28 protein-coding genes and 1 pseudogene are annotated in these 25,771 nt (G+C 70.5%); 17 read left to right on the forward strand and 12 right to left on the reverse strand.

Annotated elements, in window-relative coordinates:
- Positions 1-10: 10 nt before the first annotated feature.
- Positions 11-1,006, reverse strand: a complete 996-nt coding sequence (locus ACQEVG_RS25325; RefSeq protein WP_432987768.1) for a GNAT family N-acetyltransferase — start codon at positions 1,004-1,006, stop codon at positions 11-13.
- Between the two features lie 114 nt (positions 1,007-1,120).
- Between ACQEVG_RS25325 and fdxA the strand changes: the two genes are divergently transcribed.
- The gene (gene fdxA / locus ACQEVG_RS25330; RefSeq protein ID WP_018089397.1) at positions 1,121-1,441 is read left to right on the forward strand and encodes a ferredoxin; all 321 of its coding nucleotides are present in this window, start codon (positions 1,121-1,123) and stop codon (positions 1,439-1,441) included.
- Between the two features lie 98 nt (positions 1,442-1,539).
- Complete coding sequence (locus tag ACQEVG_RS25335) at positions 1,540-2,634, forward strand: bifunctional succinyldiaminopimelate transaminase/glutamate-prephenate aminotransferase (RefSeq protein WP_432987771.1); 1,095 nt, start codon at positions 1,540-1,542, stop codon at positions 2,632-2,634.
- An 81-nt stretch (positions 2,635-2,715) separates the two neighbouring features.
- Here ACQEVG_RS25335 and ACQEVG_RS25340 read toward each other — a convergent pair whose 3' ends face one another.
- Both ACQEVG_RS25340 and ACQEVG_RS25345 read right to left on the reverse strand, forming a co-directional pair.
- A complete protein-coding gene (locus tag ACQEVG_RS25340; RefSeq protein ID WP_432987773.1) occupies positions 2,716-3,171 on the reverse strand; it encodes an ATP-binding protein in 456 nt (151 codons plus the stop codon).
- A 606-nt stretch (positions 3,172-3,777) separates the two neighbouring features.
- Positions 3,778-4,668: pseudogene (locus ACQEVG_RS25345) on the reverse strand (hypothetical protein); the annotation flags it as partial.
- 38 nt (positions 4,669-4,706) lie between these two features.
- Between ACQEVG_RS25345 and dapE the strand changes: the two are divergent.
- Both dapE and ACQEVG_RS25355 read left to right on the forward strand, forming a co-directional pair.
- Positions 4,707-5,786: a succinyl-diaminopimelate desuccinylase gene (dapE, locus tag ACQEVG_RS25350; protein WP_432987775.1), complete on the forward strand. Its 1,080-nt coding sequence runs from the start codon at positions 4,707-4,709 to the stop codon at positions 5,784-5,786.
- A 119-nt stretch (positions 5,787-5,905) separates the two neighbouring features.
- Positions 5,906-6,664, forward strand: coding sequence for a TIGR00730 family Rossman fold protein (locus ACQEVG_RS25355; RefSeq protein ID WP_432987777.1), 759 nt, complete (start codon positions 5,906-5,908; stop codon positions 6,662-6,664).
- Between the two features lie 104 nt (positions 6,665-6,768).
- Here the strand turns inward: ACQEVG_RS25355 and folP are convergent, their stop codons facing one another.
- Positions 6,769-7,629 (reverse strand): dihydropteroate synthase, encoded by an 861-nt coding sequence (folP, locus tag ACQEVG_RS25360; protein WP_432987780.1) that lies wholly within the window; start codon positions 7,627-7,629, stop codon positions 6,769-6,771.
- A gap of 100 nt (positions 7,630-7,729) precedes the next feature.
- On the opposite strand from folP, the gene ACQEVG_RS25365 reads away from it, so the two are divergent.
- A complete protein-coding gene (locus ACQEVG_RS25365) occupies positions 7,730-8,083 on the forward strand; it encodes a DivIVA domain-containing protein (protein ID WP_432987783.1) in 354 nt (117 codons plus the stop codon).
- A complete protein-coding gene (locus tag ACQEVG_RS25370; protein WP_432987786.1) occupies positions 8,080-8,664 on the forward strand; it encodes a DNA-3-methyladenine glycosylase I in 585 nt (194 codons plus the stop codon). Before ACQEVG_RS25365 ends, ACQEVG_RS25370 begins: the two co-directional genes overlap by 4 nt.
- Positions 8,665-8,672: 8 nt before the next feature.
- Here the strand turns inward: ACQEVG_RS25370 and ACQEVG_RS25375 are convergent, their stop codons facing one another.
- Positions 8,673-9,473 (reverse strand): enoyl-CoA hydratase/isomerase family protein, encoded by an 801-nt coding sequence (locus tag ACQEVG_RS25375; RefSeq protein ID WP_432987789.1) that lies wholly within the window; start codon positions 9,471-9,473, stop codon positions 8,673-8,675.
- A 312-nt stretch (positions 9,474-9,785) separates the two neighbouring features.
- On the opposite strand from ACQEVG_RS25375, the gene ACQEVG_RS25380 reads away from it, so the two are divergent.
- Complete coding sequence (locus tag ACQEVG_RS25380; protein WP_003966491.1) at positions 9,786-9,953, forward strand: DUF3117 domain-containing protein; 168 nt, start codon at positions 9,786-9,788, stop codon at positions 9,951-9,953.
- 125 nt (positions 9,954-10,078) lie between these two features.
- On the opposite strand, the gene ACQEVG_RS25385 is transcribed toward ACQEVG_RS25380, so the two are convergent.
- Positions 10,079-10,780 carry an O-methyltransferase gene (locus ACQEVG_RS25385; protein WP_432992889.1) on the reverse strand — a complete coding sequence of 234 codons (702 nt, stop codon included), beginning with the start codon at positions 10,778-10,780 and terminating at the stop codon, positions 10,079-10,081.
- 107 nt (positions 10,781-10,887) lie between these two features.
- Between ACQEVG_RS25385 and sigE the strand changes: the two genes are divergently transcribed.
- From sigE to ACQEVG_RS25410, 5 genes are all read left to right on the forward strand, one after another.
- Positions 10,888-11,688, forward strand: coding sequence for an RNA polymerase sigma factor SigE (gene sigE / locus ACQEVG_RS25390; RefSeq protein WP_432987791.1), 801 nt, complete (start codon positions 10,888-10,890; stop codon positions 11,686-11,688).
- Entirely contained in the window at positions 11,685-12,644 is a 960-nt protein-coding gene (locus tag ACQEVG_RS25395; protein ID WP_432987795.1) for an anti-sigma factor family protein, read from the forward strand. The genes sigE and ACQEVG_RS25395 overlap by 4 nt, the downstream gene beginning before the upstream one ends.
- A gap of 92 nt (positions 12,645-12,736) precedes the next feature.
- Entirely contained in the window at positions 12,737-14,536 is a 1,800-nt protein-coding gene (locus tag ACQEVG_RS25400; protein WP_432987798.1) for a trypsin-like peptidase domain-containing protein, read from the forward strand.
- Positions 14,537-14,672: 136 nt separating this feature from the next.
- Positions 14,673-15,149 carry a sec-independent translocase gene (locus tag ACQEVG_RS25405; RefSeq protein ID WP_432987801.1) on the forward strand — a complete coding sequence of 159 codons (477 nt, stop codon included), beginning with the start codon at positions 14,673-14,675 and terminating at the stop codon, positions 15,147-15,149.
- Positions 15,150-15,270: 121 nt separating this feature from the next.
- Entirely contained in the window at positions 15,271-15,963 is a 693-nt protein-coding gene (locus ACQEVG_RS25410) for a hypothetical protein (protein ID WP_432987804.1), read from the forward strand.
- A gap of 183 nt (positions 15,964-16,146) precedes the next feature.
- Here the strand turns inward: ACQEVG_RS25410 and ACQEVG_RS25415 are convergent, their stop codons facing one another.
- The 3 genes from ACQEVG_RS25415 to ACQEVG_RS25425 are packed head-to-tail and all read right to left on the reverse strand — an operon-like array spanning position 16,147 to position 19,129.
- Positions 16,147-17,280 (reverse strand): Mrp/NBP35 family ATP-binding protein, encoded by a 1,134-nt coding sequence (locus tag ACQEVG_RS25415; RefSeq protein WP_432987806.1) that lies wholly within the window; start codon positions 17,278-17,280, stop codon positions 16,147-16,149.
- 42 nt (positions 17,281-17,322) lie between these two features.
- A complete protein-coding gene (locus ACQEVG_RS25420) occupies positions 17,323-17,868 on the reverse strand; it encodes a DUF1003 domain-containing protein (protein ID WP_432987808.1) in 546 nt (181 codons plus the stop codon).
- Positions 17,858-19,129, reverse strand: coding sequence for a magnesium transporter MgtE N-terminal domain-containing protein (locus ACQEVG_RS25425; protein WP_432987811.1), 1,272 nt, complete (start codon positions 19,127-19,129; stop codon positions 17,858-17,860). The genes ACQEVG_RS25420 and ACQEVG_RS25425 overlap by 11 nt, the downstream gene beginning before the upstream one ends.
- A 184-nt stretch (positions 19,130-19,313) precedes the next feature.
- Between ACQEVG_RS25425 and ACQEVG_RS25430 the strand changes: the two genes are divergently transcribed.
- Complete coding sequence (locus tag ACQEVG_RS25430) at positions 19,314-20,087, forward strand: hypothetical protein (protein WP_432987814.1); 774 nt, start codon at positions 19,314-19,316, stop codon at positions 20,085-20,087.
- Between the two features lie 110 nt (positions 20,088-20,197).
- Here ACQEVG_RS25430 and ACQEVG_RS25435 read toward each other — a convergent pair whose 3' ends face one another.
- Both ACQEVG_RS25435 and ACQEVG_RS25440 read right to left on the reverse strand, forming a co-directional pair.
- On the reverse strand, positions 20,198-20,716 hold the full coding sequence (locus ACQEVG_RS25435) for a hypothetical protein (RefSeq protein ID WP_432987816.1): 519 nt from the start codon (positions 20,714-20,716) through the stop codon (positions 20,198-20,200).
- Positions 20,717-20,740: 24 nt separating this feature from the next.
- Positions 20,741-21,856, reverse strand: coding sequence for a magnesium and cobalt transport protein CorA (locus ACQEVG_RS25440; RefSeq protein WP_432987819.1), 1,116 nt, complete (start codon positions 21,854-21,856; stop codon positions 20,741-20,743).
- 451 nt (positions 21,857-22,307) lie between these two features.
- Between ACQEVG_RS25440 and ACQEVG_RS25445 the strand changes: the two genes are divergently transcribed.
- From ACQEVG_RS25445 to ACQEVG_RS25460, 4 genes are all read left to right on the forward strand, one after another.
- Entirely contained in the window at positions 22,308-22,904 is a 597-nt protein-coding gene (locus ACQEVG_RS25445) for a suppressor of fused domain protein (RefSeq protein ID WP_432987822.1), read from the forward strand.
- 228 nt (positions 22,905-23,132) lie between these two features.
- Positions 23,133-23,771 carry a DUF6758 family protein gene (locus tag ACQEVG_RS25450; RefSeq protein WP_432987825.1) on the forward strand — a complete coding sequence of 213 codons (639 nt, stop codon included), beginning with the start codon at positions 23,133-23,135 and terminating at the stop codon, positions 23,769-23,771.
- A 159-nt stretch (positions 23,772-23,930) separates the two neighbouring features.
- Positions 23,931-24,794 (forward strand): PHP domain-containing protein, encoded by an 864-nt coding sequence (locus ACQEVG_RS25455; RefSeq protein ID WP_432987827.1) that lies wholly within the window; start codon positions 23,931-23,933, stop codon positions 24,792-24,794.
- Positions 24,795-24,841: 47 nt separating this feature from the next.
- Positions 24,842-25,447: a MarC family protein gene (locus ACQEVG_RS25460; RefSeq protein ID WP_432987830.1), complete on the forward strand. Its 606-nt coding sequence runs from the start codon at positions 24,842-24,844 to the stop codon at positions 25,445-25,447.
- Between the two features lie 108 nt (positions 25,448-25,555).
- Here the strand turns inward: ACQEVG_RS25460 and ACQEVG_RS25465 are convergent, their stop codons facing one another.
- Positions 25,556-25,708: a hypothetical protein gene (locus ACQEVG_RS25465; RefSeq protein WP_432987833.1), complete on the reverse strand. Its 153-nt coding sequence runs from the start codon at positions 25,706-25,708 to the stop codon at positions 25,556-25,558.
- Positions 25,709-25,771 lie beyond the last annotated feature (63 nt).

The following is a 25,771-nucleotide window of genomic DNA, read 5'->3' on the forward strand; positions in this document are numbered from 1 at the left end:
TTGTACCCGCCTACGCAGCTCGGAAGTGGTGATAGCGGTGGTGGGGCGCGAAGCCCATCCCCTCGTACAGCGCACGCGCCCCTTCATTGTCGGACTCCACCTGGAGCCACGCCGCCGATGCGCCCTCCTCCAGCGCGCGGCGCCCGAGCGCGGTCATCACCGTGGTCGCGATGCCCTGACGCCGCAGCGCCGGGTCCACCTCCACCGCCATGAAGCCCGCCCAGCGTCCGTCGACCACACACCGCCCGATCGCCGCCGGCACACCCCCCTCGCCGGGCACCGAGGCGAACCACACCGAAGGGCCGCTGTTCAGTACCTTCAGCACATGGGGGCCGGGCACCCCGAACCGCTGGTAGCGCTGTAGCCACGCCTCGTCGACGGAGCGTGCGAGCCGCACCCGCGCCACGTCGCTGTCCAGGTCGCCGATGCGGGCGAGCGAGCCGATCCGCACCTCCGCCGAGACCTCGCGCTGCCAGCCGCGCGCCTCCAGCGCGGCGCAGAGCTCCTCCTGTGTGCCCGCCGCCCCGGTCGCGGTCTGTATGTACGCGGGCAGGCCCCGCTTCTCGTACCACGCCCGGACCTGCGCCAGGGCCCGGTCCAGCGGCAGCCCGGGGTCACCGAGCGGCAGCACGGAGTTCGCACGCCGGGTGAACCCGAACGACGCCCGCAGCTCCCAGTCGCCGAGCCGCTCGCTCTCCACCGGCTGCCAGGCGCGCGCGGTGACTCGGGCGAGCTCCTCGAAGTCCGCCGCAGGCCCCCTTCGCCGGGCCGGTGCGGCAGGCACGACCTTGCCCGCGACCAGGGACGATTCCGGGATGTGGACGCTCTCTCCGGTCCGTTGTGTGATCAGCAGCACACCCTCGTTCCAGGATGTGAGAACGCCGACCGTGTCCGTGAACTTCTCTGGCCCCCCGCTGGAGTCGCTCTGACGCCTTACTGATACACGTTTTCCCACGTCAGCGGGTGTAATGCGGACCTCGAGCCGTCCGCCGCCGATGAATTCCACAGCTCTGCGAGCCCCTCCTGTTCGGATCGTCCCCAAGAACGGAGATACTAGGGGCGGGCATCGACGACGCCGCGCTCCCGCGCAATGCCAGCCCTACCGAGGAGGAACGACAGCGTGACCTACGTCATCGCGCAGCCTTGTGTCGACGTCAAGGACAAGGCGTGCATCGAGGAGTGCCCCGTCGACTGCATCTACGAGGGCTCCCGGTCCTTGTACATCCACCCGGACGAATGCGTCGACTGTGGGGCTTGTGAGCCGGTCTGCCCGGTCGAGGCGATCTTCTACGAGGACGACACCCCGGAGGAGTGGAAGGACTACTACAAGGCGAATGTCGAGTTCTTCGACGAGCTCGGTTCGCCCGGTGGTGCTTCCAAGCTCGGCCTGATCGAGCGTGACCACCCCTTTATCGCCGCACTGCCGCCGCAGAACCAGTAAGCCGGCAAGTGCTCCGCCCCCGGTCCCGTACGGTTCGTCGTCCGTACGGGACCGAGGCGTTTGCCGCCGCCACTTCACGTACGAGAAAGAGAAGCCCTGTGTCCGCAGTCTCTTCGCGCCTTCCCGTCTTTCCCTGGGACAAGCTCGAGCCGTACAAGGCGACGGCCGCGGCCCACCCCGACGGCATCGTCGACCTCTCCGTCGGCACGCCCGTGGACCCCGTCCCCGAGCTGATCCAGAAGGCCCTCGTCGAGGCCGCGGACTCGCCCGGCTATCCGACGGTGTGGGGGACGGCCGAGCTGCGGAACGCGCTCACCGGGTGGGTCGAGCTGCGGCTCGGCGCGGTCGATGTCGCGCACACGAACGTCCTGCCCGTCGTCGGCTCCAAGGAGCTGGTGGCCTGGCTGCCGACCCAGCTGGGTCTCGGCCCCGGCGACAAGGTCGGCTATCCGCGGCTCGCCTACCCGACGTACGAGGTGGGCGCGCGGCTGGCTCGCGCGGAGGCCGTCGTCTACGACGACCCCACGGAGCTGGACCCGGCCGGTCTCAAGCTGCTCTGGCTCAACTCGCCCTCCAACCCCACCGGCCGGGTGCTGGCCAAGGAGGAGCTGATCCGTATCGTCGCGTGGGCGCGCGAGCACGGCGTGCTGGTCTTCAGCGACGAGTGCTACCTGGAGCTGGGCTGGGAGGCGGAGCCGGTCTCCGTCCTGCACCCGGACGTCTGCGGCGGTACGTACGAGGGCGTGGTCGCCGTTCACTCCCTGTCCAAGCGTTCCAACCTGGCCGGCTACCGAGCGGCGTTCATCGCCGGTGACGACGCCGTGCTGGGCGAGCTGCTCCAGATCCGTAAGCACGGCGGGATGATGACCCCCGCGCCGGTGCAGGCCGCCACCGTCGCTGCGCTCGGCGACGACACGCATGTCACGGAGCAGCGGGCGCGGTACGCGGCCCGGCGTGCCGCCCTGCGCACCGCGCTGGAGGGGCACGGCTTCCGGATCGAGCACAGCGAGGCGAGCCTGTATCTGTGGGTGACGCGCGACGAGCCGTGCTGGGACACGGTGGCGCACCTGGCGGAGCTCGGCATTCTGGTGGCGCCCGGCGACTTCTACGGAACGGCCGGTGAGCGTTTCGTACGAGTGGCGTTCACCGCGACCGACGAGCGCGTCGAGGCCGCGGTCAAGCGCCTGGGCTGAGCATGCCGAGCATGACGAAAGGGCCCCGGGAGCACAGGCTCCCGGGGCCCTTCCTGTAGGGAACTACTTCATGTGCGGGGACTAGCCGAGCGGCAGCGACTTCACGGGCAGCTGGTCGGTGGCGGGGAGGCCGCCGCCGGCGAGCGCGTCGGTCGGCAGGCCACCGCCGCCGAGGGACCCGGTCGCGGTGCCGGCGGTCTCGCCGACGACCTGGCCCGCGCTGCCCGCCGTGTCACCGGCGGCCTTCTGCGCGGCGGGGGTCGCGGTCTTGCCCGCCTTGCCGACGGTCTTGCCCGCGGCCGGGAGGGTCTGCTTGACCGCCTCGCCGCCGGTGTTGCCGGCCAGGGTGGAGGTCTTCTGAGTGGCACCGTCGACCGTGCCGCTGAGGCCGTCGGCGTCGAGCGCGGTAAGGCCGCCGAGCGGGGCCTGCGGGAGTTCGACGGCGCTTGCGGAGCCGGCCGCACCGACCACGGGGGCTGCGCCCGCCGCGATGAGCAGCGCGGCACGGGCGATCCGACGGGTCAGGGGGAGGGACATGATGCTCCTTGAGACGAGGAAGGACGTTGGAATGGTGCCTGTCCGGTGCCGGTCCACGGTGCGGTCTCCGGCGTCCGGACGCAGTGACAACCGCTCGGAGGGAGGGGGAAGTTGCGGTGCACCGAGGTAAAGAGTTGGTAATGCATCGCATTATCAGCCTCGGATAAAAACGGGCAAACATTCCATTGCGTAACAGGCTGCTGAACCGTCACTTCCCTTTGCTTTCAAGGGGATTGAGCGATCAGTGGTGAGCGGTCCAAAAGGCCGCGGGAGTTCTCGCCGAAAGCTGGGACCAGTGGCCCGTTCGGGGGAGTGCCCGGATCAGCGTGCGAGTCGAATTCGTACGTTGCCCGCAGCGGAATCGGGGCTGGTGCCGGAATCCGAGCCTGCGCTGGAGTCCGCATCGGAGGCGGATTCGGTGCCGGAGCCGTCGTTCGCGGCGGGGGAGTCGGTACCGGTGCCGGAGTCTTCGATGGCAGCGGAGCCGGTGTCCGTGCGGTCGGCCCTGCCGGAATCGGTGCCCGGATCGGTGCCGGAATCCGGCTCCGCGCCCGAGTCGGTACTGGTGCCGGTGCCGGAATCCGCGTCCGCTGCGGAGCCGGTGCCCGCGGCGGAGTCCGGGCCCGTGGTGCGCCAGCCCTGCTCGGACTCCTTCGCGCTCCACACCCGGCCCCCGTACGAGACCTCCTCGATGCGCAGCCCGTCCGCTCGCGCCACCGCCCAGTGCGCCAGCTCCCAGCCCCGCTGGGACGCCCCGCCTTCGCGTGTCCCGACCGTCGACGGCACCGGTACGGACACCTCGCGCGCCCCGGGTGCCCCCGCCGCCCGGCCCGATGGGGTCGCCTGCGGCAGCACCTCCGGCCCGAACGCGCGGACCAGTTCCTGACGCACCTTCGCCGGGTCGCCCGCCTCGCCGCTGCTGCCCGACACACAGGTCAGAGCCCCGCTCGCGCGCCCGGTGAGAGCAGCCGCCAGCAGCGTCGCGTCCGGCTCGTGCTTCGCGTACGCCTGCGGGAAGCCGCTGCGCTGGACGCGCTGCGCGGCGACGGTCAGCGGGAGACGCGAGTAGCCGGGGATCTCGGCGAGATGCTCGTAGAACTTCCCGGAGGCGTAGACGGGGTCGAGGATCTGCTGCCTCGTGCCCCACCCCTTGGAGGGGCGCTGCTGGAAGAGTCCGAGCGAGTCGCGGTCGCCGTGGTGGATGTTTCGCAGGCCCGACTCCTGGAGCGCGGTCGCGAGCGCGATCGTGACCGCGCGCTCCGGCATGCCGCGGGTGGTGCCGACGGCGGAGATGGTCGCGGCGTTCGCGGCCTGCTCGGCACTGAGTTCGTATGTGGGGCCGCCCGCGCCCTCGGCCGTACGGACCGTGCAGCCAGGAGCGCCGCCGCCGGTGACGTACTGCACGACGACATAGCCGATGAGTGCGAGAAGCACGGCGAACGCGGCCGCGATACGCAGGAGGCGGCCGCGCCGGACAGGGGAGGCGGTCTCGGACACGTGCCCACCGTACTGGAGCCCGCGTTAAGGTCGGAGTCATGCCCGACACCGTGCTTGACCTCACTCTTGACGCCCCGGCGCTCACCGCTGCACTCGTCGACTTCCCGTCGGTCAGCGGCACGGAGAAGCCCCTCGCCGACGCGATCGAGCGGGCGCTGCGCGCCGTGCCGCACCTCACCGTCGACCGGCACGGCAACAACGTCGTGGCCCGTACGTACCTCGGGCGCAGCGAGCGGGTCATCCTGGCCGGGCACATCGACACGGTCCCGATCGCCGACAACGTGCCGTCCCGGCTGGACGAGAAGGGCGTGCTGTGGGGCTGCGGCACGAGTGACATGAAGTCGGGCGTCGCGCTGCAGCTGCGGATCGCCGCGACCGTCCCCGAGCCCAACCGCGACCTCACCTTCGTCTTCTACGACAACGAAGAGGTCGCCGCACACCTCAACGGTCTCCGCCATATGGCCGAAGCCCATCCCGACTGGCTGGAGGGCGACTTCGCGGTCCTGCTGGAGCCGTCCGACGCGCAGGTCGAGGGCGGCTGCCAGGGCACGCTGCGCGTCTTTCTCCGTACGACGGGGGAGCGGGCACACTCCGCGCGCAGCTGGATGGGGTCCAACGCCATTCACGCGGCGGCGCCGATCCTGGCGCGGCTGGCCGCGTACGAGCCGCGGCGGCCGGTGATCGACGGACTCGAGTACCGGGAGGGGCTCAGCGCCGTACGGATCGAAGCGGGTGTGGCGAACAACGTCATCCCCGACGAGTGCACCGTCGTGGTCAACTACCGCTACGCACCCGACCTGAGCGAGGCGGAGGCGCTGGCGCACGTCCACGAGGTCTTCGCGGACTGCGGGGTCGCCGAGTTCGTCGTGGACGACCACTCGGGGGGCGCGCTGCCGGGGCTCTCGCACCCGGCGGCGGCCGCGTTCATGGAGGCGGTCGGCGGCACCGCGCAGCCCAAGTTCGGCTGGACGGACGTCTCCCGGTTCAGCGCGCTGGGCGTGCCCGCGGTCAACTACGGACCCGGTGACGCTCTCTACGCGCACAAGCGGGACGAACATGTCGCGGTGGACAAGATCACGCACTGCGAGGGGCGGCTGCGCGACTGGCTCACTGCCTGACCGCTGGGATTTCACATCTTGTAACGTTCGCCGACCTACCCTGACCCAAAGCAACGATGTTCTGCAGTGCACGGCTTTGCGAGGCAGAGTGCGGCAGAGTTCGGCGGAGGGAGCAGGTCATGGGCAACCCCGAAGGATCCGAGGGTTTGCGGGCGCTGGAGGAGCAGCGACTGGGACCGGTACTGCGCCGCAGGGAACAGGTGCAGTCCGGCACCACCGACCAGCGGCTGCTGGACACCGAGGGCGACTCCCAGTGGGTGCACACAGACCCGTGGCGGGTCATGCGCATCCAGTCGGAGTTCGTGGAGGGCTTCGGCGCGCTGGCCGAACTTCCCAGCGCGATCAGTGTCTTCGGCTCCGCCCGCACGGCGCCGGGAACCCCCGAGTACGACACGGGTGTCCGGATCGGCAAGGCCCTGGTCGAGGCGGGCTTCGCGGTGATCACGGGCGGCGGCCCGGGCGCCATGGAAGCGGCGAACCGGGGCGCGCGCGAGGCGAAGGGCATCTCGGTCGGCCTGGGCATCGAGCTCCCCTTCGAACAGGGCCTCAACGCGCACGTCGACATCGGGGTGAACTTCCGCTACTTCTTCGTCCGCAAGACGATGTTCGTGAAGTACGCACAGGGTTTTGTGGTGCTCCCGGGAGGCCTCGGCACGCTGGACGAACTGTTCGAGGCGCTGACCCTGGTCCAGACCCGCAAGGTGACACGGTTCCCGATCGTGCTCTTCGGCACGGGGTACTGGAGCGGCCTGGTGGACTGGCTCCGCAACACGGTGGTGGCGCAGGGGAAGGCGTCGGCGAAGGACCTGCTGCTCTTCCATGTGACGGACGAGGTGGATGAGGCGGTGGCGATGGTGACGAAGGAGACGGGCCACTAGGGCTTGATTCCGGGGCTCCGCCCCGGACCCTGCGCCTCAATCGCCGGCGGGGCTGGAAATTCCAGCCCGTCCGGCGATCCTCAGGCGCCCCGCACCCGCACCCCTTACGCCAGCCCCCGCCGCGCCACGGCCGGCCCCCGGTGCCCCGCGATCGTCGCCACCATGTCCAGCACCTGCTTCGTCTCCGCCACCTCATGCACCCGGTACACCTGCGCCCCCAGCCACGCGGACACCGCCGTCGTCGCCAGCGTCCCGATCACCCGTTCCTTCACCGGCCTGTCCAGCGTCTCCCCGACGAAGTCCTTGTTCGACAACGAGACGAGCACCGGCCACCCCGTCTCCACCAGCTCGCCCAGCCGTCGCGTCGCCTCCAGCGAGTGCCGCGTGTTCTTCCCGAAGTCATGGCCCGGGTCGATCATGATCCCGTCACGCCGGACGCCCAGCTCCACCGCACGTTCCGCCAGGGAGAGCGTCACCCGCAGAATGTCGGCCACCACGTCGTCGTACGCGATCCGGTGCGGCCGCGTCCGCGGCTGAGCGCCGCCCGCGTGCGTGCACACCAGCCCCGCCCCGTACCGCGCGGCGACCTCCGCCAGCCGCGGGTCGACGCCGCCCCACGCGTCGTTCAGCAGATCCGCGCCGGCCTCGCAGACCGCCTCGCCCACATCGTGCCGCCAGGTGTCGACGCTGATCACCACGTCCGGGAACCGCTTGCGCACCTCGGCCACGAAGCCGACCGTGCGACGCGCCTCCTCCTCGGCCGTGACCTCCTCCCCGGGACCGGCCTTCACCCCACCGATGTCGATGATGGCGGCGCCCTCCGACACCGCCTGCTCGACGCGGGCGAGCGCGGGCTCGTCGCGGAACGTCGCGCCCTGGTCGTAGAAGGAGTCAGGCGTACGGTTCACGATCGCCATGATCACCGGCTCGTGCGCGTCGAATTCGCGCCGTCCCAGCCGCAGCATCAGCGGTTTCCTCCTCAGGTCGTTCGCCTGCGACCCTAACTGTCAGAGGGTCGTGGCACGATCGGCACCGGAGAGTTTCCGTTCGGGGAGAGGGTTGCTCGTGTTCTTGTTCTTGCTGATCGCGATGGTCGTGGTGGTCGCCGCGGTCACGCTCGCCGTCGTCGGCGGCGGCGACAGCGCGGCCCTGCCGGAGGTCGCGCCCGAGCAGCTCGTCGACCCGTTGCCGGGCACCCGCCCCGTCGGTCGCGCGGACGTCGAGGCGCTGCGCCTGCCCGTCGCCCCGCGCGGCTACCGGATGGCGGACGTCGACGACGTGCTCGGCCGCCTCGGCGCCGAGCTGGCCGAGCGTGACGCCCGCATCGCCGAACTGCAGACGGCTCTGGCCGGTGCGCAGGCCACCGCGGCGGGCAGGCGCGACCTGTTCACCAAGCCCGGCGAGGAGACCGAGCAGTGAGCGGCGGCGCCGTGGCCGGTCCCGACGGGAAGCTGCGCTGCCCCTGGGCCCTGTCCACCGACGACTATGTGACGTACCACGACGAGGAGTGGGGCCGCCCGGTCCACGGCGACGACGCGCTGTTCGAGCGCCTCTGCCTGGAGGCATTCCAGTCCGGTCTGTCCTGGATCACCATTCTCCGCCGCCGCGAGGGCTTCCGTACCGCCTTCGACGACTTCAAGATCGCGGCGGTGGCGGAGTACACCGCCGCCGACCGGGACCGCCTCCTCGCCGACGAGGGGATCATCCGCAACCGCGCCAAGATCGATGCGACCCTCGCCAACGCGCGCGTGCTCGCCGGCTGGTCCGCCGGCGAGCTGGACAAGCTGATCTGGTCGTTCGCGCCTGACGCGGCGACGCGGCCGGCTCCGCGCGCGCTCGCCGACCTACCTCCGGTGACCGACGAGTCCAACGCGCTGGCGAAGGCCCTCAAGAAGCGCGGCCTGCGCTTCATCGGGCCCACCACGGCCTATGCGCTGATGCAGGCGTGCGGCCTCGTGGACGACCATCTGAGCGACTGCATCGCCCGCGGGAGGCCCTGAGGCCCGTCCTAGCGGCCCAGGTACTTCGGCTTCTCCTTGCCGACGAAGGCCTGGACCGCGATCGCGTGGTCCTCCGAAGCACCCGCCCTCGTCTGGAGCTCGTCCTCCTTCTCAAGGGTCTCGCCGAGCGTGTGACCCGCGCCGTAGGCCAGGGACTCCTTGATCGCCGCGTACGCGACGGTCGGGCCCTCGGCCAGGGCGCGGGCGACCGCCGTGGCCTCGGCGGCCAGCTCGTCGGCGGGGACCAGCTTGTTCGCGATACCCAGCTCGTACGCCTCCTGCGCGGAGAACGAGCGCGGGAAGAGCAGCAGATCCGCGGCCCGGCTCTGGCCGATCAGCCGGGGCAGCGTCCACGACACCCCGGAGTCGGCGGTCAGCGCGACGCCCGCGAAGGACGTCGTGAACTTGGCCGTGTCGGCGACGACCCGGTAGTCCGCGGCGAGGGCGAAGCCGAGGCCCGCGCCGGCGGCGACGCCGTTGACCCCGGCCACGACCGGCTTCGGCATCTCGGTCAGGGCCCGCACGATGGGGTTGTAGTGCTCCCGCACGGTGGTCATGGTTGCGCCGCTGCCGGACTCGCGGGCCGCGGCGAGGATGCCGATGTGCTCCTTGAGGTCCTGGCCCACACAGAAGGCGCGCCCGGACGCGGTGAGCAGTACTGCTCGTACGGAGGGGTCGGCGGCGGCCGCCCGTGCCGAGTCCCGGAGGGCGACCTTGGCCTCGGTGTTCATCGCGTTCATGGCCTCGGGCCGGTTGATCGTGATCGTCGCGAGTCCGTCGCTCACCTCGTACAGCACGGAGTCGGCCATGTCAGGGTCCCCTTTGCGGCTCAGGCGGTGGTGTGCAGGCCCAGCATGGCGGAGATCGATGAGGGCGAACATGTGACCTGCGTCAAACAATATGTGGGACCGCTCCGGTGAGCGGCGGCGAAGTATCGCAGGCGGATCGCCGAATTGCGTGGTTTTGAGAGAGCGCGTTGCGCAAGCGATGCCGACTGATGTTGGTCATCGGGTCCCGCCATGCGGGATAATGACCTGGAAGCAATGTGTTCGATGCCGGGACGCGTGCCTATCCATGGGCCGTCGGCTGACGATGAGCTGGTTTCAGGAAGGGGAACGAGCATGGCGGCCATGAAGCCGCGGACGGGCGACGGCCCGCTCGAGGTGACCAAGGAGGGGCGGGGCATCGTCATGCGCGTTCCGCTCGAAGGCGGCGGTCGGCTTGTCGTCGAGCTGACTCCGGACGAAGCCGATGCCCTCGGCGACGCCCTGAAGAAGGTCGTCGGCTGACGCGGAAGCGCCCTGATTTCTCATTGCCCCGGTACTGCGACGTGCCGGGGCAATGTGTTTTCTGAGGGGGCGCGCGGCGGGGAGGCTCCGGCCGGGCCGGACGCCGTCCGTCAAGCGTGACGGCGTCAGCCGCGGCGGACCGCGCAGAGGAGGCCGTCGCCCACCGGGAGCAGGGAGGGGAGCAGCTCCTGGCTCTCCCGGACCGCGCGCAGCAGTTCACGCAGGCGCAGCACCTCCGCCGGCTGGGCCGCCGAGTCGACCGTGCGGCCGTCCGCGAAAACGCCCTCGAAGCAGACCAGACCACCAGGTCGCAGCAGGCGCAACGATTCAGCGAGATAGTCCAGCGACTCCATCCGGTCGCCGTCGCAGAAGACGAGGTCGTACCCGCCGTCCGCCAGCCGCGGCAGTACGTCGAGGGCGCGGCCGGGGATGAACCGCGCCCGGTTCCCCGCGAAGCCTGCGGCCCGGAAGGCCTGCTTCGCGAACTGCTGCCGCTCCGGCTGCGGGTCCACGGTGGTCAGTACGCCGTCGGGCCGCATGCCGTGCAGCAGATAGATCCCGGAGACACCCGTACCCGTACCGATTTCGGCCACTGCTTTTGCGTCGGTCGTGGCAGCCAGCAGTCGCAGCGCGGCACCCGTGCCTGGTGACACCGAGGGGAGGCCTGACTCCCGGGCCCGGTCCCGGGCCCAGCGCAGCGCATCGTCCTCGGCGACAAAGGCGTCGGCGAATGCCCAGCTCGTCTGCCGGTTGGCTGTAATGACCCTCTCCTGTCCCCCTAGGTTGCCGAGGCTGACTGTATCCGCTGCACCCGGGAACCCGCCGATGGGACCAGGCGTTATGGAAGGACAGGGGGAAGCGCATGGATCAAGACCGGAAGCAGCACCCAAATTCGCGTAAAGATTCTTATCCGGAGCTAACGGGCGAGGTGGCTATGGTAGGGGCTCCGCTGGACACCACCAGAGCCGACAGGGGAGGTGCGGCTGCACCTGCGGATCGGAGAGGAGTGCTGAAGCGCTTCCTCAGGTCGGTGGGTGAGCCGAGATCCGTGACCTACATTGCTGACCAGTCCCTCCCCCACAGCCCCAAGGGCGTGGGAGGTGCCTCCTACAACGACTCCGCAGCTACCGCGACCTTCGCATCGGATGCGGACTCGCCGGCGTGGACGCCTCCCACCTGGGAGGAGATCGTCAGCACGCACAGCGGCCGGGTCTACCGTCTCGCCTATCGACTGACGGGCAATCAGCACGACGCCGAGGACCTCACCCAGGAAGTCTTCGTGCGCGTCTTCCGCTCCCTGTCGACGTACACGCCCGGCACCTTCGAGGGCTGGCTGCACCGCATCACCACGAACCTCTTCCTGGACATGGTCCGGCGCAAGCAGCGCATCCGCTTCGACGCCCTCGGCGACGACGCGGCCGAGCGGCTGCCCAGCCGTGAGCCGTCTCCGCAGCAGGTCTTCAACGACACCCACTTCGACGCCGATGTGCAGCAGGCGCTGGACACCCTCGCGCCCGAGTTCCGTGCCGCCGTGGTGCTCTGCGACATCGAGGGTCTTTCGTACGAGGAGATCGCCGCCACCCTGGGCGTCAAGCTCGGCACCGTCCGCAGCCGCATCCACCGCGGCCGGTCCCATCTGCGCAAGGCCCTGCAGCACCGTTCCCCGGAGGCCCGCGCCGAGCAGCGCACACTGACGGGTGCGGTCGGCCTGGCACTGGAGGGCGGACCGGCGTGAGCGGCTCAGGTCCGACCCCTGCGGAGCAGCACCTGGGGGACCGGCTCGCTGCGCTTGTCGACGGCGAGCTCAAACACGATGCCCGGGACCGGGTGCTGGCCCATCTGGCGACGTGTCCCAAGTGCAAGGCCGAGGCCGACGCCCAGCGCCGGGTGAAGAGCGTCTTCGCGCAGGCCGCGCCGCCGCCCCCGTCCGAGGGGCTGCTCGCGCGGCTCCAGGGGCTGCCCGCGGGACCCGGAGGTGACGACGAAGGCAGCGGTGGACCATTCAGCGGGGGGCGAATCGCCGACGGCGTCTTCGGAGCGCTGAGCCCGTCCGCGGGAAGAGGCCGCGACCCCCGCACGGAGACCTTCGGGTACGTACCGGCGGGCGCGCACGCGGGAGTGCTTCCCGGCGGTCCGGGCAGTGGCTTCCGGATCCATGAGGTGGGGCGTGCGGAAGCGGAGCGCTCCCCCTGGCGCGGGCGGAGGTTCGCCTTCGCCGCGGCCAGCGCGGTCTCCTTCGCCGCGATCGCCCTCGGAGCACTGCCGCTGGACACATCGGTCCAGGCCGGCCCCCGGAGCGAGGGACCGCGGAACAGCGTCACGCCACTGCGCGCGGCCACCCCGGCCACGGCGGGTGTCGGCGGCTCCAACTCCGCATCGGGCAACGGCGCGACGGGCTTGCGGAGTGCGGACGTCGAGCGCCGCCGCAGCGGGGGGAACGGCCTGGCCAGGTCGGACAATCGCCCGGTGATCGCAGGGGCACCCGGGCTGCTGGCTCCGGCGGCGCCGATGAACCACCCCTTCGTCGCCCCGCAGCTGACCAACGCCTCCTTCTCCCCGCCGCTGATACGTCCCACGGGCGCGGCGTTCCAGCTCGCCACCGCCCCCGCGGCCACCCCCACCGCCACTCCGATCCCCTCATATCTCGCTGCCCCGACCAAGCCTGGTGGCTCCCGCTCGCCCCAGCGCTGAGAGGGACCCTTCGCGGAGATTCAGGGACCTGGTTGAATCCTCGGAGGGGTGCCCCGCGGGGGGCGCAGTGGTCGGCAGTTTGCGGGGAGAGCATGGACGACGGGAAGCCCACCGGACCGAAGGCGAAGTGGTGGAGCCGGCCCAGTGCGGGACGTGCCACCCACTCGGAACCGGAGGTGCACGAGCCGGTGCCGGCTGCTGTGGCCGAGCCTTCGCCGGAGCCTGCGCCGCTGCCCGTTCCGGCGCAGGCGGATGCCGCTGAGTCCGAGGATGCGGCGGAGTCCGCGGCGACGGCGGAACTGCCGCCCACGCCTGCCTCGATGTCCGCGGCGGCCACGTCCGTCTCTCCTGCGTCTGCCTCTGCCGCGCCGGACACCTCTGCGCCGGCCAGGCCGCAGCCGTTGCATGAGCCGGACGAGTACAGCACCCCGCCGTACGGCGGACCCGGGCCGTGGGCGCCCGCGCCGCCCGTACAGCGGCCGATGGCGACCCCGGCGCACGGCACTGCCGTACCGCCGCAGTACCCGGCCTCCCACGGCACGGTGACGGATGCGGGTGCCACCGGCGGCGGTTACGCCCCACCACCCCAGCCCCAGCCCGTCGCCGCGGCTCCGGTCCAGCCCCAGCCCGTCGCCGCGGCTCCGGTCCAGCCCCAGCCCGTCGCCGCGGCTTCGTCCCAGCCTCAGCCCCCGCAGCCGCAGCCGCAGTCCTCGCTCTGGATGCAGTACGACCCCTGGAGCACACCCGGCCAGGTGCTGACCCACCCCGGCGAGCCCGCCAAGAAGCCGCGCCGGCGCGGATCGCTGCTGGCCGGAGCCGTCCTGCTGGCCCTCGTCGCGGGCTGCGTCGGCGGCGGTATAGGCGCGTACATCGAACGCAACGGCGGCATCACCCAGGTCGAACTCCCCCAGGCCGCCAAGGACAACGGCAACCGCGCGCCCGACAGCGTCGCGGGCATCGCCGCCAGCGCGCTGCCGAGCGTCGTCACCCTCCATGTCAGCGGAAGCGGCGAACAGGGCACCGGCACCGGCTTCGTCCTGGACCAGCAGGGTCACATCCTGACCAACAACCATGTCGTCGACCCCGCGGGTTCCTCCGGCGACATCTCGGTCACCTTCAGCGGCGGCGAGACCGCCAAGGCGACGCTCGTCGGCAAGGACAGCGGCTACGACCTCGCCGTGGTCAAGGTCTCCGGCGTCTCGGGCCTCAAGCCGCTGCCGCTCGGCAACTCCGACAACGTCCAGGTGGGCGATCCGGTGGTGGCCATCGGCGCGCCCTTCGACCTCCAGAACACCGTGACCTCCGGCATCATCAGCGCCAAGGAGCGCCCGATCACCGCGGGTGGCGAGAAGGGTGACGGCAGCGATGTCAGCTATGTCGACGCGCTGCAGACCGACGCGCCGATAAACCCCGGTAATTCGGGCGGCCCGCTGGTGGACACCAAGGCCCGCGTCATCGGCATCAACAGTGCGATCCGCGCCGCGGACACCGCGGGCACCGAGGGCGGCCAAGCCGGTTCCATCGGACTCGGCTTCGCCATCCCCATCAACCAGGGCAAGCGCGTTGCCGAAGAGCTGATCAACACCGGCAAGGCCACCCATCCGGTGATCGGCGTCAGCCTCGACATGAAGTACACGGGCGACGGCGCCCGCGTGGGTGACAAGGGCAAGGACGGCGCCCCGTCCGTCACCCGGGGCGGCCCCGGCGCGAAGGCCGGGATCGAGCCGGGCGACATCATCACCGAGGTCGACGGCCAGCGTGTGCACAGCGGCGAGGAGCTGATCGTCAAGATCCGCTCGCACCGTCCCGGCGACCGTCTCGAGCTGACCCTGGTCCGCGGCGGCAAGGAGCGGAAGATGACGCTGACGCTCGGTTCCGCGAACGGCACATGACGGGCAAGCGGCACCTGACACAGGTCCCGGCCCCCGGGCGGTGGAAGGTACCGCACGGACAGTCTCGGCGGGTACCGTGGATCGGGCCCCGACCCCATCCGACCTGCGGGCCGCAGAGAACACGAGGAGCAGCAGGGTGTTCAATGACATAGGCGCACTGGAGCTGGTGGCGCTCGTGGTGCTCGCCGTGCTCATCTTCGGCCCGGACAAACTGCCGAAGCTCATCCAGGACGTCACCCGCACCGTCCGGAAGATCCGCGAGTTCTCCGAGGGCGCGAAGCAGGACATCCGCAGCGAACTGGGGCCGGAGTTCAAGGATTTCGAGTTCGAGGACCTCAATCCCAAGGCGTTCATCCGCAAGCAGCTGAACGAGAACGACGACCTCAAGGAACTCAAGGACCTGCGCAGCAGCTTCGACCTCAAGAAGGAGATCAACGAGGTCGCGGACGCGGTGAACAGCAGAGAATCGGACACCTCCGTGCCCGCGGCCGTCGGGGGTACCTCCGGTGCCGAAGGCTACGGGGGAGGCTCGCCCGGCACCCCCGACCTGCTCAAGAAGCGCGAAAAGCTCGATCAGGACGAGCGCCCGCCCTTCGACGCAGACGCCACCTGAGTACCGTCAATCCCTGCGAGCCGGGACAGGGTGGCTATTCTCTCCATCTGTCAGGACGCGAGGACGCCCGAGGGGGGCGGGTCCGCTCCGGACCTCGGAGACAGAGGAGGCGGCCGGGTAGATGGAGACGAGAAGTCGACTAGCGGCTCAGAGCACGGTCAGCGATTCCCCCGCTCCCGGCGGGCAGCGCACGATCGCAGCGGCACGGACGGGGACGGCGGCCCAGCGCGCGCTCGAGGGATATCTGCGTGCGTCCTTCCCCTGGTACGGCCTTGACGAGGCCTTCACGGGGCCGCGCTGGCTGATGCAGGTCGGCACCGCGGCGGACGGCACGGTGCAGCACGGCGCGATGGGTCACGGCGAAGAGCCGTCGATACGGTCGGAAGCCGGCGGAGCGGAGAAGGAGCGCTTCGCGGCGGTCATCACCGTGGCGTCCGGCCCCGTGCGCAGCAGTGGCGACGGCACGGGCGTGCTGGACGCCATCACGGTCTCCTCCGCGGCCTGGCTGGCCGGCTCGGGGCTGCTGGCCCACACCTGGCCCGCCCAGCTGGACCACTCGCTGCGTGACCACTGGCTGAACCAGCAGACGGAGACCGCGTTCGAGCTCGCCGACGATCTGGCCGGGCCGGCCTGGTCGACGCTCTCGCTGCCGGTCGACGGTGTGCCGACGTCGTTCCACTACCGCGAGTCGGAGTTCGGCTGGGTGCTGGCGGGGTCGACGCGTGGCGGGCTGCACATCGGCGCGTACGGGCGTGGGATGAGCGCGTACGGTCTCGGCTTCTCGGTGGTGGAGGACCTCGGCGCGTACGCCTGAGTGCACTGCCGGGGGCCAGGCCCCTCAGCGAACCCGGGCTACGCCCCAGACACTGCCGGGGGCCAGGCCCCTCAGCGAACCCGGGCTACGCCCCAGACCCCGTACGCCCGCCGGGCGTCCCCCACGGGGGGAGGGTCTGGGGCCGAGCCCAGTAAGCACCTTCTGCGCGTCAGCTGTCGCGCGTCAGAACTTGTTGCGCGGGGTGATCCCCAGGGACATGCCCGACAGACCGCGCTGGCGGCCGCCCAGCTTGCCCGCGATCGCCCGCAGCGCCGCGCCCGCCGGTGAGTCCGGGTCGGTCAGCACGACCGGCTTGCCCTCGTCGCCGCCTTCCCGCAGCCGTACGTCGATCGGGATGGAGCCCAGCACCGGCACATTGGCGCCGGTCGTCTTCGTCAGCCCCTCGGCGACCCGCTGGCCGCCACCCGAGCCGAAGACGTCGACCATCTCGTCGCAGTGCGGGCACGGCAGACCCGACATGTTCTCGACGACGCCCACGATCTTCTGGTGGGTCTGTACGGCGATCGCGCCGGCTCGTTCGGCGACCTCGGCGGCGGCCTGCTGCGGGGTCGTGACCACCAGGATCTCCGCGTTCGGCACGAGCTGTGCCACCGAGATCGCGATGTCGCCGGTCCCCGGCGGCAGGTCGAGCAGCAGCACGTCCAGGTCGCCCCAGTACACATCGGCGAGGAACTGCTGGAGCGCGCGGTGCAGCATCGGCCCGCGCCACACCACCGGGGCGTTGCCCGGGGTGAACATCCCGATCGAGATGACCTTCACGCCGTGCGCCGACGGCGGCATGATCATGTTCTCGACCTGGGTCGGCCGGCCGTCCGCACCGAGCATGCGCGGCACGCTGTGCCCGTAGATGTCCGCGTCGACGACGCCGACCTTCAGGCCGTCGGCCGCCATCGCCGCCGCCAGGTTCACCGTGACAGAGGACTTGCCGACGCCGCCCTTGCCCGAGGCCACCGCGTACACCCTGGTCAGCGAGCCGGGCTTGGCGAACGGCACCTCGCGCTCGGCGGTCCCGCCGCGCAGTGAGGCCGCCAGCTCGCGCCGTTGTTCGTCGCCCATCACGTCCAGCGTGACGTCCACGCGCGTGACGCCGTCGACGCGCGCGACCGCGTCCGTCACATTCTTGGTGATCGTGTCGCGCATCGGGCAGCCGGAGACGGTGAGATACACCGTGACGGCGACCGCACCGTCCGCACCGATCTCGACCGATTTGACCATGCCGAGGTCGGTGATCGGTCGGTTGATCTCGGGGTCGTTCACCGTCGCCAGTGCTTCAAGCACCGCGTCTTCCGTAGCCATATGGAGATGGTACGGCGCTGCCTCCCGCCCCTGGTAAGCCCGTCAGCGGTCGCCTTCGTCACTTCCGTACGGATGCCCGTTCGGGAATACGGTGCGCTGCTCCTCCATCTCCCTGACCAGGTCCTGGAGCTCCGAGCGGATCCAGTCGCGGGTGGCGACCTCGCCGAGGCCCATCCGCAGCGCCGCGATCTCCCGGGTCAGGTACTCGGTGTCGGCGATGGAACGCTCGTTCTGCTTGCGGTCCTGTTCGAGATTGACCCGGTCCCGGTCGGCCTGCCGGTTCTGTGCCAGCAGGATCAGCGGGGCCGCGTACGAGGCCTGCAGCGACAGCATCAGCGTCAGAAAGATGAACGGGTACTGGTCGAAGCGCAGCTTCTCGGGGGCGGAGACATTCCAGACGACCCACATGATGATGACGAACGTCATCCAGACGATGAACCGTCCGGTACCCAGGAAGCGGGCGATCCGCTCGGACAGCCGCCCGAAGGCCTCGGGGTCGTACTCCGGCAGCAGCCTCGGCCGCGGCGCGCGCGGCTGGTCGAGCCGGGTCCGCGGAGCGGGACGCTCTGCCGTGCGGTCAATGGCCATGACGGGCCCCCTCCTCGTGGAACTCCGTCTCGCGCCAGTCCTGCGGCAGCAGATGGTCGAGTACGTCGTCGACGGTCACCGCCCCCAGCAGCGAACCGCTCTCGTCGACGACGGGCGCCGCGACCATGTTGTACGCCGCGAGATAGCTGGTGACCGCGGGCAGCGCGGTGCCCGGGGCGAGCGGGGGCAGATCGCTGTCCACGATCGAGCTGCACAGCGTGTACGGCGGGTCCCGCAGCAGCCGCTGGAAGTGCACCGTGCCCAGATACTTGCCCGTCGGCGTCTCGTCCGGCGGGCGGCACACATACACCTGTGCGGCGAGCGCGGGGGAGAGGTCCTGCTGGCGTACGCGCGCCAGCGCGTCGGCGACCGTGGCGTCCGGGCGCAGCACGATCGGCTCGGTGGTCATCATGCCGCCCGCCGTGTTGTCCTCGTACGCCAACAGCCGTCGTACGTCCGCGGCGTCGTCCGGGCGCATCAGTGCGAGCAGCCTTTCCTTGTCGTCCTCGGGCAGCTCGGACAGCAGGTCGGCCGCGTCGTCCGGGTCCATGGCCTCCAGGACGTCCGCCGCGCGCTCTTCCTTGAGCTTGCCGAGGATCTCGATCTGGTCGTCGTCCGGCAGTTCCTCCAGTACGTCGGCGAGCCGGTCGTCGTCGAGGGCCGCGGCGACCTCGGCGCGGCGCTTGGGGGAGAGGTGGTGCAGGACATTGGCGAGGTCGGCGGGGCGCAGCTGCTCGAAGGTGGCGAGAAGGCTCTCGGCGCCCTGTCCGTGCTCCTCCAGCGAGAAGCCGGTCACCGCGGACCACTCGACGGTCAGCGTCTCGCCCTTGCGACGCAGCGCCCCCGGCTTGCCCTTGCGCACGAAGACCTTGTCGATCTCCCATTCGCGGCGCGCGGGCAGCTGCTGGATCGACACGTCGAGGACGGTGACCTCCTCGCCGCTCTCCACCAGGCGTACCCGCCGGTCCAGCAGCTCGCCGAGGACGAGCCGTTCGGTCGGGCGCTGCTCGAAGCGGCGCACGTTGACCACGCCGGTGGTGATGACCTGGCCGGACTCGACGCCCGTGATCCGGGTCATGGGCAGGAAGATCCGGCGGCGGCTGACCACCTCGACGACCATGCCGAGCAGCCGGGGCGGGCGGCGGCCGACCCGGAGCATCGCGACGAGGTCGCGGACCCGGCCGACCTGGTCGCCGTTGGGGTCGAAGACGGGGATTCCGGCGAGGTGCGAGACAAAGATCCGGGGGGCGCCGGCGACCATGCTCCGCACCTCCTCTTCGACGGGAAATTTGGCGTGAAATGCCGCTGTTTGACGGCTTCAGGCTAGCCCGTACCCTTCCGGGCCGCCCCTGGCTGGCGTCCGTACGGCTCCCTGCAGATCGTTGCGCTCCACACGGGTACGCTGCGGTCTGCCACCCGACACGCAGACGAGAGGCAGTGCGCTTGTGACTCCCCTCCCCCTGGTTTCCCGCGCCCGCAGGGCCGCGATCTCCATGGCGCTGTGCGCCGGGCTGACCGTGGCGCTCACGGCTTGCGGCGAGGACCCGGACGCGGGGACCAACGGCGTCGGCAAGTTCTCCGCCGACGAGATCGAGACGAAGGCGCGCGCGGCGGCGGACGCGGCCTCCTCGGTACGGCTCTCCGGGACGCTGGTCAGCAAGGGCGGTACGTACAAGCTGAACATGCGGCTCAAGCACGACGGCGGCACCGGCTCCGTCACCTCGAAGGACAACACCTTCGAGCTGCTGCGGGTCGGGAAGGCGCTCTATCTGAAGGCCGACGCGGGCTTCTGGAGCCATGCGGACGGCAAGGGCGAGGAGAAGCCGAGCAAGACGGACGCGGACGTGGCGGCCAAGCTCGCCGCCAAGTATGTGAAGGTGCCGGAGGGGGACCCGGCGTACAAGCAGTTCCGCGGCTTCACCGACATGGATGTGCTGCTGGACGGCCTGCTGGGCATGCAGGGCGAACTGAGCAAGGGCGACCGCACGCAGGTGGGCGGCGTCCGCACGATCAAGGTCAGGGCGGGCGAGGGGGCGGGCGGCACGCTGGACGTCTCGCTGGAGGGCAGGCCGTTTCCGCTGCAGTTCGCCCGTGCGGGGGGCGCGGGGGTGCTGACGCTGGGGGACTGGGACAAGGACTTCGCGCTGGCGGCGCCGTCGAAGGAGGACACGGTGGATTACGGCCGTGCGCTTCCGAAGACCCGCGACGGCGACGGCTGAGAGCCGGGGGCGTCCGGCGGCCGGGTTTTTTGTCCTCAAAGCCGACGGGCTGAGGTGCGCGGGTGGTCCCGCAGGCGGGCTTGTCCTCAAGCGCCGCAGGGGCGGGATGTCTACTTCTTGGCGCGCTTCTTCTTGCGCGCGAGGAGAAGCCGCGGGAGCGCCGCCGGTGCCGCGTGGCGCGTTGTCGCCGGGGTCGGCAGCGGCGGTGCCGCCAGCGACCCGTCCGGCAGGGACGTGATCGCGTCCTTCGGCTCAAGGCGCAGCACCCGGCACTCGCGCGCCCACCGCTCCGTCATCTGCTCCGCGTCCGGCGCGTTCAGGCGCTTGCCCTTCAGCTCGGCGACCGCCGACTCCCACGCCTCGGAGTGCGGCTCCAGCTCGCTCACCGCCGCCGTCCAGGTGATCAGCCGGCCGCCCTTGTCCTTGCTGCGCACGGTGACTTCCGCCGTACCGCCGCTCACCAGCTGCGGCAGCGGCTGCTCGCCGGGGCCGTCGCCGACGACATGCGCCGCGCCCTCGTGCCACACGTGCCACAGCGCCCGTGAGGGACCGTCCCCACGCACCCAGATGAGGCCGGACTTCTTCGTGGCCTCCTCGATGAGCGCCTGGGCGAGCACCTGATCTGTCATGCGCGCAGCCTATCGCCCGCCCGGCTACAGCCAGCCGTTGCGCTTGAGTGAGCGATGGATCACGAGGCAGACCCCGATGATGCTGGTGAGCACCAGGGGATAGCCGTACTTCCAGTGCAGCTCCGGCATGTACGTGAAGTTCATGCCGTACACCCCGCAGACCGCCGTCGGCACCGCGATGATCGCCGCCCAGGACGTGATCTTGCGCATGTCCTCGTTCTGCGCGACCGTCGCCTGCGCCAGATTGGCCTGGAGGATGGAGTTCAGCAGCTCGTCGAAGCCGATGACCTGCTCGTGCACGCGCGCAAGGTGGTCGGCCACATCACGGAAGTACTTCTGGATGTCCGGGTCGACCAGCCGCATCGGCCGCTCGCTGAGCAGTTGCATCGGCCGCAGCAGCGGGGACACGGCCCGCTTGAACTCCAGCACCTCGCGCTTGAGCTGGTAGATCCGGCCCGCGTCGCTGCCGCGCGGGCTGCCCTTCGCCGGTGCGGAGAAGACGTCGATCTCGACTTCGTCGATGTCGTCCTGCACCGCCGCGGCCACCGCGATGTATCCGTCGACCACATGGTCCGCGATGCCGTGCAGCACCGACGAGGGCCCTTTGGCGAGCAACTCCGCGTCCTTCTGCAGGCTGTGCCGCAGCGCCCGCAGCGAACCCTTGCCGCCGTGCCGGACCGTGATGACGAAGTCCCGTCCGGTGAAGCACATCACCTCGCCGGTCTCGACGACCTCACTGGTGGCCGTGAGCTCCGTGTGCTCGACGTAGTGGATCGTCTTGAAGACGGTGAACAGCGTGTCGTCGTACCGCTCCAGCTTGGGCCGCTGGTGGGCGTGGACCGCGTCCTCCACGGCCAGCGGGTGCAGCCCGAACTCCGCCGCGATACCCGCGAACTCCGCCTCCGTCGGCTCGTGCAGCCCGATCCACGCGAAGCCGCCGCCCTCGCGCACCCGCAGCATCGCCTCGTGCGGCGTCTGGCAGGTCTCGCTCTCCACCCGCTGCCCGTCACGGTAGACCGCGCAGTCGACGACGGCGCTGGAGGCGGACGGATCCCGGGTGGTGTCGTACGTGCTGTACGGGGCGCTGCTCTTGCGCAGGGCGGGACGGACCGCTGCGCGCAGGTCACGGATCATCGACATGGCTGGCTCCTTCACGGAGAGGCCGTCGGCGAGTGGCGTGGCACAGCCCGGAATGAGGACGTGATGCATACGTCCGCAAAGCGGGCGGCACCGCGGGATCGCGGTGACGGGGTTCGCTACAGACAGGCAAAAACGAAGTGCTCTTCCGTCGTGCGAAAAGCTGTGGGCCCCGTGCGGGAAGGCCTCAGACGCCTCGGGTCACCGAGGAAAGGTGCCGTGCGGAAGAGCGGTTGGTACTGCACGGTCGACTTCGATCCACCGCAGCCCCACCTCCTCCGGCCTGTCCCCCGTGGGGGATGACGTGTCGTCGGGACCGGAGAGCAACTCCCCCTGAGCTCCGCCTGGGGATACCCCCACCCGCGTGCCCGTCCCGACCAGCGGCCAAGACTATCAGCCGACAGAGGGTCAATCCCTTGTTTTGCCCGTTCCATACGCGCTTTATGCTCGCGACATGGAAGATGTTCTTGCTCTGGTCGAGGCCCGGTTGCGTACGGCGCTCGGCGAACCGGACGCGCGCGCCGCGGTGACCTTCCTCGGCACGGACCGTATCGAGGTGCTCCGGTTCCTCGACCGGGGCGGCGACGGGGACATCGTCCGCTACGCCACGCTCGGCATGTCCGCGCAGCCGATGACGGACCCCACCGCGGCTCTCGCCGACCCGGTCAAGGGGCCCCGCGCCGAGCTGATCCTGTCCGTACGGGCCGGGCTCGCCGACACCGGCAAGGTGCTGCGACCGCTGGCCGTACTCGCCGCGTCCCCGCAGGTCGAGGGCGTCGTCGTGACGCCCGGCGCCTCGCTGGACGTGGGCGATCCGCTCTGGCCCGGCGCGCCGTTCAGTTCGGTCCTCGTCGCCGAGCCGGGCGGTCTTGTCGAAGACCTGGAGCTGGACGAGCCGATGGACCCGGTGCGCTTTCTGCCGCTGCTGCCGATGACGTCGAACGAGGCGGCCTGGAAGCGGGTGCACGGGGCGCAGGAACTTCAGGAGCGCTGGCTGACGCACGGCACGGACCTGCGCGATCCGCTGCGCAGGTCCGTAACTCTGGACTGAATCAGGTCAGTTGGCGACGATCTGAAACGCTGTTCTGGCCGGCGCCGGGCTGGTGCTCCGTTGCCTCGTGGCTCAGCGAGGCGCACCGCGCCCAGCTAGGCGCACCGCGCCCGATGATTTAGACAGGCCAATGAATGCAGAGTGCATACATTTTTGGCCGGTGGGGGCACACGCCGGAAGGGTGATCGTCCTTGACGCGACGACGGGCGGGGAGGACCGTTGAGCGCTATGAGGGGCGAACCCAGTTGCCCGAAGTGCGGTGGCCGGGTCAGGGCGCCCGGTCTCTTTGCCGACTCCTGGCAGTGCGATGTGCACGGCGGCGTGCACCCGCTGCAGCCGGTGATCCCGCCCAGCGTTGAGGCCCTCAGCGTGGTCGTGCACCGCGCGAAAGTCCCTGTCTGGATGCCCTGGCCACTGCCCGTCGGCTGGCTCTTCACCGGTGTCGCGTACGCGGGGGACGACCGCAGCGGCGGCCGCGCGACCGCCGTCGCCTGCTCGGGACCGGGGCCGCTCGGCGGCATAGGTGAACTGCTGCTGGTCGCCGAGGAGTTGGGGGTCGGCCTCGGAGCGCGCTACGCGGGAATCGACGGGCCCGATCCGGGCCCGCACATCTGTGTCGACAAGCCGCCGCAGGCGAAGGTGCTCGCCGCCGGCCGCCCGACCCCGCTGTGGCATGTGGCCGACGCGCCCGACGACCGCGCGGTGTTCGCGGGGGAGGCGAGGGGATTGTGGCTGTGGGCCATCGTCTGGCCCGAGCAGTCAGGGCTGTTGATGTACGACGAGTTGGTGCTGACGGATCTGCGGGACGCGGGCGCGGAGGTGGAACTGGTGCCCTGCGGGGCGCTGTCGCCGCGGCTGCTGTCGTGAGCGGAGCGACCGGGCCGGGGCTGCGCCTGTACTGAGCCGAGGTCGGTTCGGAGCCGGGTCGGGCAGGCGCGCGGCGAGCCGATGCCGAACCGGGGCTGTTCGAATCCCCGATACACTGGAGCGTCCCCTGTCCGTCCCTCGTCCCTGGAGTCACGCGTCGTGCGCATCGATCTGCACACCCACTCCACGGCGTCGGACGGTACGGACACCCCGGCCGAGCTGGTGCGGAACGCCGCCGCGGCCGGACTCGACGTCGTGGCGCTCACCGACCACGACACCACCCGCGGCCACGCCGAGGCGATCGCAGCGCTCCCCGAGTCCCTCACCCTCGTCACGGGCGCCGAGCTCTCCTGCCGTCTCGACGGGGTGAGCCTCCATATGCTGGCGTACCTCTTCGACGCGGACGAGCCCGAGCTGCTGCGCGAGCGCGAGCTCGTACGGGACGACCGGGTGCCGCGCGCCCGGGCGATGGTGGCCAAGCTCCAGGAGCTGGGGGTTCCCATCGAGTGGGACCAGGTCGCCCGGATCGCCGGGGACGGCTCGGTCGGCCGCCCGCACATCGCGTCCGCGCTCGTCGAGCTCGGCGTCGTGCCGACCGTCTCCGACGCCTTCACGCCGGAGTGGATCGCCGACGGCGGCCGTGCGCACATCGTCAAGCACGAGCTCGACCCCTTCACCGCGCTCCGGCTGGTCAAGGCGGCCGGCGGGGTGACCGTCTTCGCGCATCCGCTCGCCGTCCAGCGCGGCCGCACCGTGCCGGAGAGCGCGATAGCAGAGCTCGCCGCCGCCGGCCTCGACGGCATCGAGGTCGATCACATGGACCACGACGAGCCGACCCGGGCCCGGCTGCGCGGCCTCGCCGCCGACCTCGGCCTGCTGGCCACCGGTTCCAGCGACTACCACGGCAGCCGCAAGACCTGCCGGCTCGGCGAGTACACCACCGACCCGGAGATCTACGGCGAGATCACGCGGCGCGCGGCCGGCGCGTTCCCGGTGCCGGGCGCGGGCGGACACCGCCCGTAACCCCCTCGTCTCCCCGCCCGACCCTTCCTCCCGCTAGGCCTCACTACGTGTTTGACGCTGCCGTTTTCGGCTCTCTGTTTCTGACCCTTTTTGTCATCATGGATCCCCCCGGGATCACTCCGATCTTCCTCGCCCTCACCTCCGGACGGCCCGCCAAGGTGCAGCGCCGGATGGCCTGGCAGGCGGTGGCCGTCGCCTTCGGTGTGATCACCGTCTTCGGCATTCTCGGCCAGCAGATCCTGGACTATCTGCACATCTCCGTGCCCGCGCTGATGATCGCGGGCGGTCTGCTCCTGCTGCTCATCGCGCTCGATCTGCTGACCGGCAAGACGGACGAGCCGCAGCAGACGAAGGACGTCAATGTCGCGCTCGTACCACTGGGCATGCCGCTGCTCGCCGGGCCTGGAGCGATCGTCTCGGTCATCCTCGCCGTGCAGCACGCGGGGAGCGTCGAGGAGCAGGTCTCGGTGTGGGCGGCGATCGTGGCCATGCATCTGGTCCTCTGGCTGACCATGCGCAACTCGCTGCTGATCATCAGGCTGATCAAGGACGGCGGTGTGGTGCTGGTGACCAGGCTCGCGGGCATGATGCTCTCCGCGATCGCCGTGCAGCAGATCATCAACGGCGTCACCCAGGTGATCAAGGGCTCCTGAGCGGTCGCCCGGGCTGCTCTCCTGCCCGGGCGCCCGAGTGCCCGACGCGCCGCGCCCCCGTACGGATGGTCCGTACGGGGGCGCGGTGCGTAACACGCGTCGTAAGCGTTACGAGGCGGTGGAATCGGCCGGTCGGATCAGAATGCGCTGGCCGATCGAAGCGGCCTGCTGCACGATCCGGTTGACGGAGGCGGCGTCCACGACAGTGGTGTCCACGGCGGTGCCGTCGACGTCGTCAAGACGCATGATTTCGAAGCGCAAGGGCTTCTCCCTTCGTCTGATCCTCCTGCTGGAGAACTGGTGGCGACGGATGTCCGTCGGTGT

The organism is Streptomyces sp. CA-135486 (assembly GCF_050936555.1).
Classification (GTDB): Bacteria; Actinomycetota; Actinomycetes; order Streptomycetales; family Streptomycetaceae; genus Streptomyces.

Excerpts from the sequence above, each read along its gene's own strand:
- ACQEVG_RS25340 (WP_432987773.1), bottom strand. The coding sequence starts at position 3,171 with ATGTCCCTCCCCCTGACCCGTCGGATCGCCCGTGCCGCGCTGCTCATC.
- dapE (WP_432987775.1), top strand. The coding sequence starts at position 4,707 with ATGCCCGACACCGTGCTTGACCTCACTCTTGACGCCCCGGCGCTCACC.
- ACQEVG_RS25355 (WP_432987777.1), top strand. The coding sequence starts at position 5,906 with ATGGGCAACCCCGAAGGATCCGAGGGTTTGCGGGCGCTGGAGGAGCAG.
- folP (WP_432987780.1), bottom strand. The coding sequence starts at position 7,629 with ATGCTGCGGCTGGGACGGCGCGAATTCGACGCGCACGAGCCGGTGATC.
- ACQEVG_RS25375 (WP_432987789.1), bottom strand. The coding sequence starts at position 9,473 with ATGGCCGACTCCGTGCTGTACGAGGTGAGCGACGGACTCGCGACGATC.
- ACQEVG_RS25380 (WP_003966491.1), top strand. The coding sequence starts at position 9,786 with ATGGCGGCCATGAAGCCGCGGACGGGCGACGGCCCGCTCGAGGTGACC.
- sigE (WP_432987791.1), top strand. The coding sequence starts at position 10,888 with ATGGTAGGGGCTCCGCTGGACACCACCAGAGCCGACAGGGGAGGTGCG.
- ACQEVG_RS25400 (WP_432987798.1), top strand. The coding sequence starts at position 12,737 with ATGGACGACGGGAAGCCCACCGGACCGAAGGCGAAGTGGTGGAGCCGG.
- ACQEVG_RS25410 (WP_432987804.1), top strand. The coding sequence starts at position 15,271 with ATGGAGACGAGAAGTCGACTAGCGGCTCAGAGCACGGTCAGCGATTCC.
- ACQEVG_RS25415 (WP_432987806.1), bottom strand. The coding sequence starts at position 17,280 with ATGGCTACGGAAGACGCGGTGCTTGAAGCACTGGCGACGGTGAACGAC.
- ACQEVG_RS25420 (WP_432987808.1), bottom strand. The coding sequence starts at position 17,868 with ATGGCCATTGACCGCACGGCAGAGCGTCCCGCTCCGCGGACCCGGCTC.
- ACQEVG_RS25425 (WP_432987811.1), bottom strand. The coding sequence starts at position 19,129 with ATGGTCGCCGGCGCCCCCCGGATCTTTGTCTCGCACCTCGCCGGAATC.
- ACQEVG_RS25435 (WP_432987816.1), bottom strand. The coding sequence starts at position 20,716 with ATGACAGATCAGGTGCTCGCCCAGGCGCTCATCGAGGAGGCCACGAAG.
- ACQEVG_RS25440 (WP_432987819.1), bottom strand. The coding sequence starts at position 21,856 with ATGTCGATGATCCGTGACCTGCGCGCAGCGGTCCGTCCCGCCCTGCGC.
- ACQEVG_RS25445 (WP_432987822.1), top strand. The coding sequence starts at position 22,308 with ATGGAAGATGTTCTTGCTCTGGTCGAGGCCCGGTTGCGTACGGCGCTC.
- ACQEVG_RS25450 (WP_432987825.1), top strand. The coding sequence starts at position 23,133 with ATGAGGGGCGAACCCAGTTGCCCGAAGTGCGGTGGCCGGGTCAGGGCG.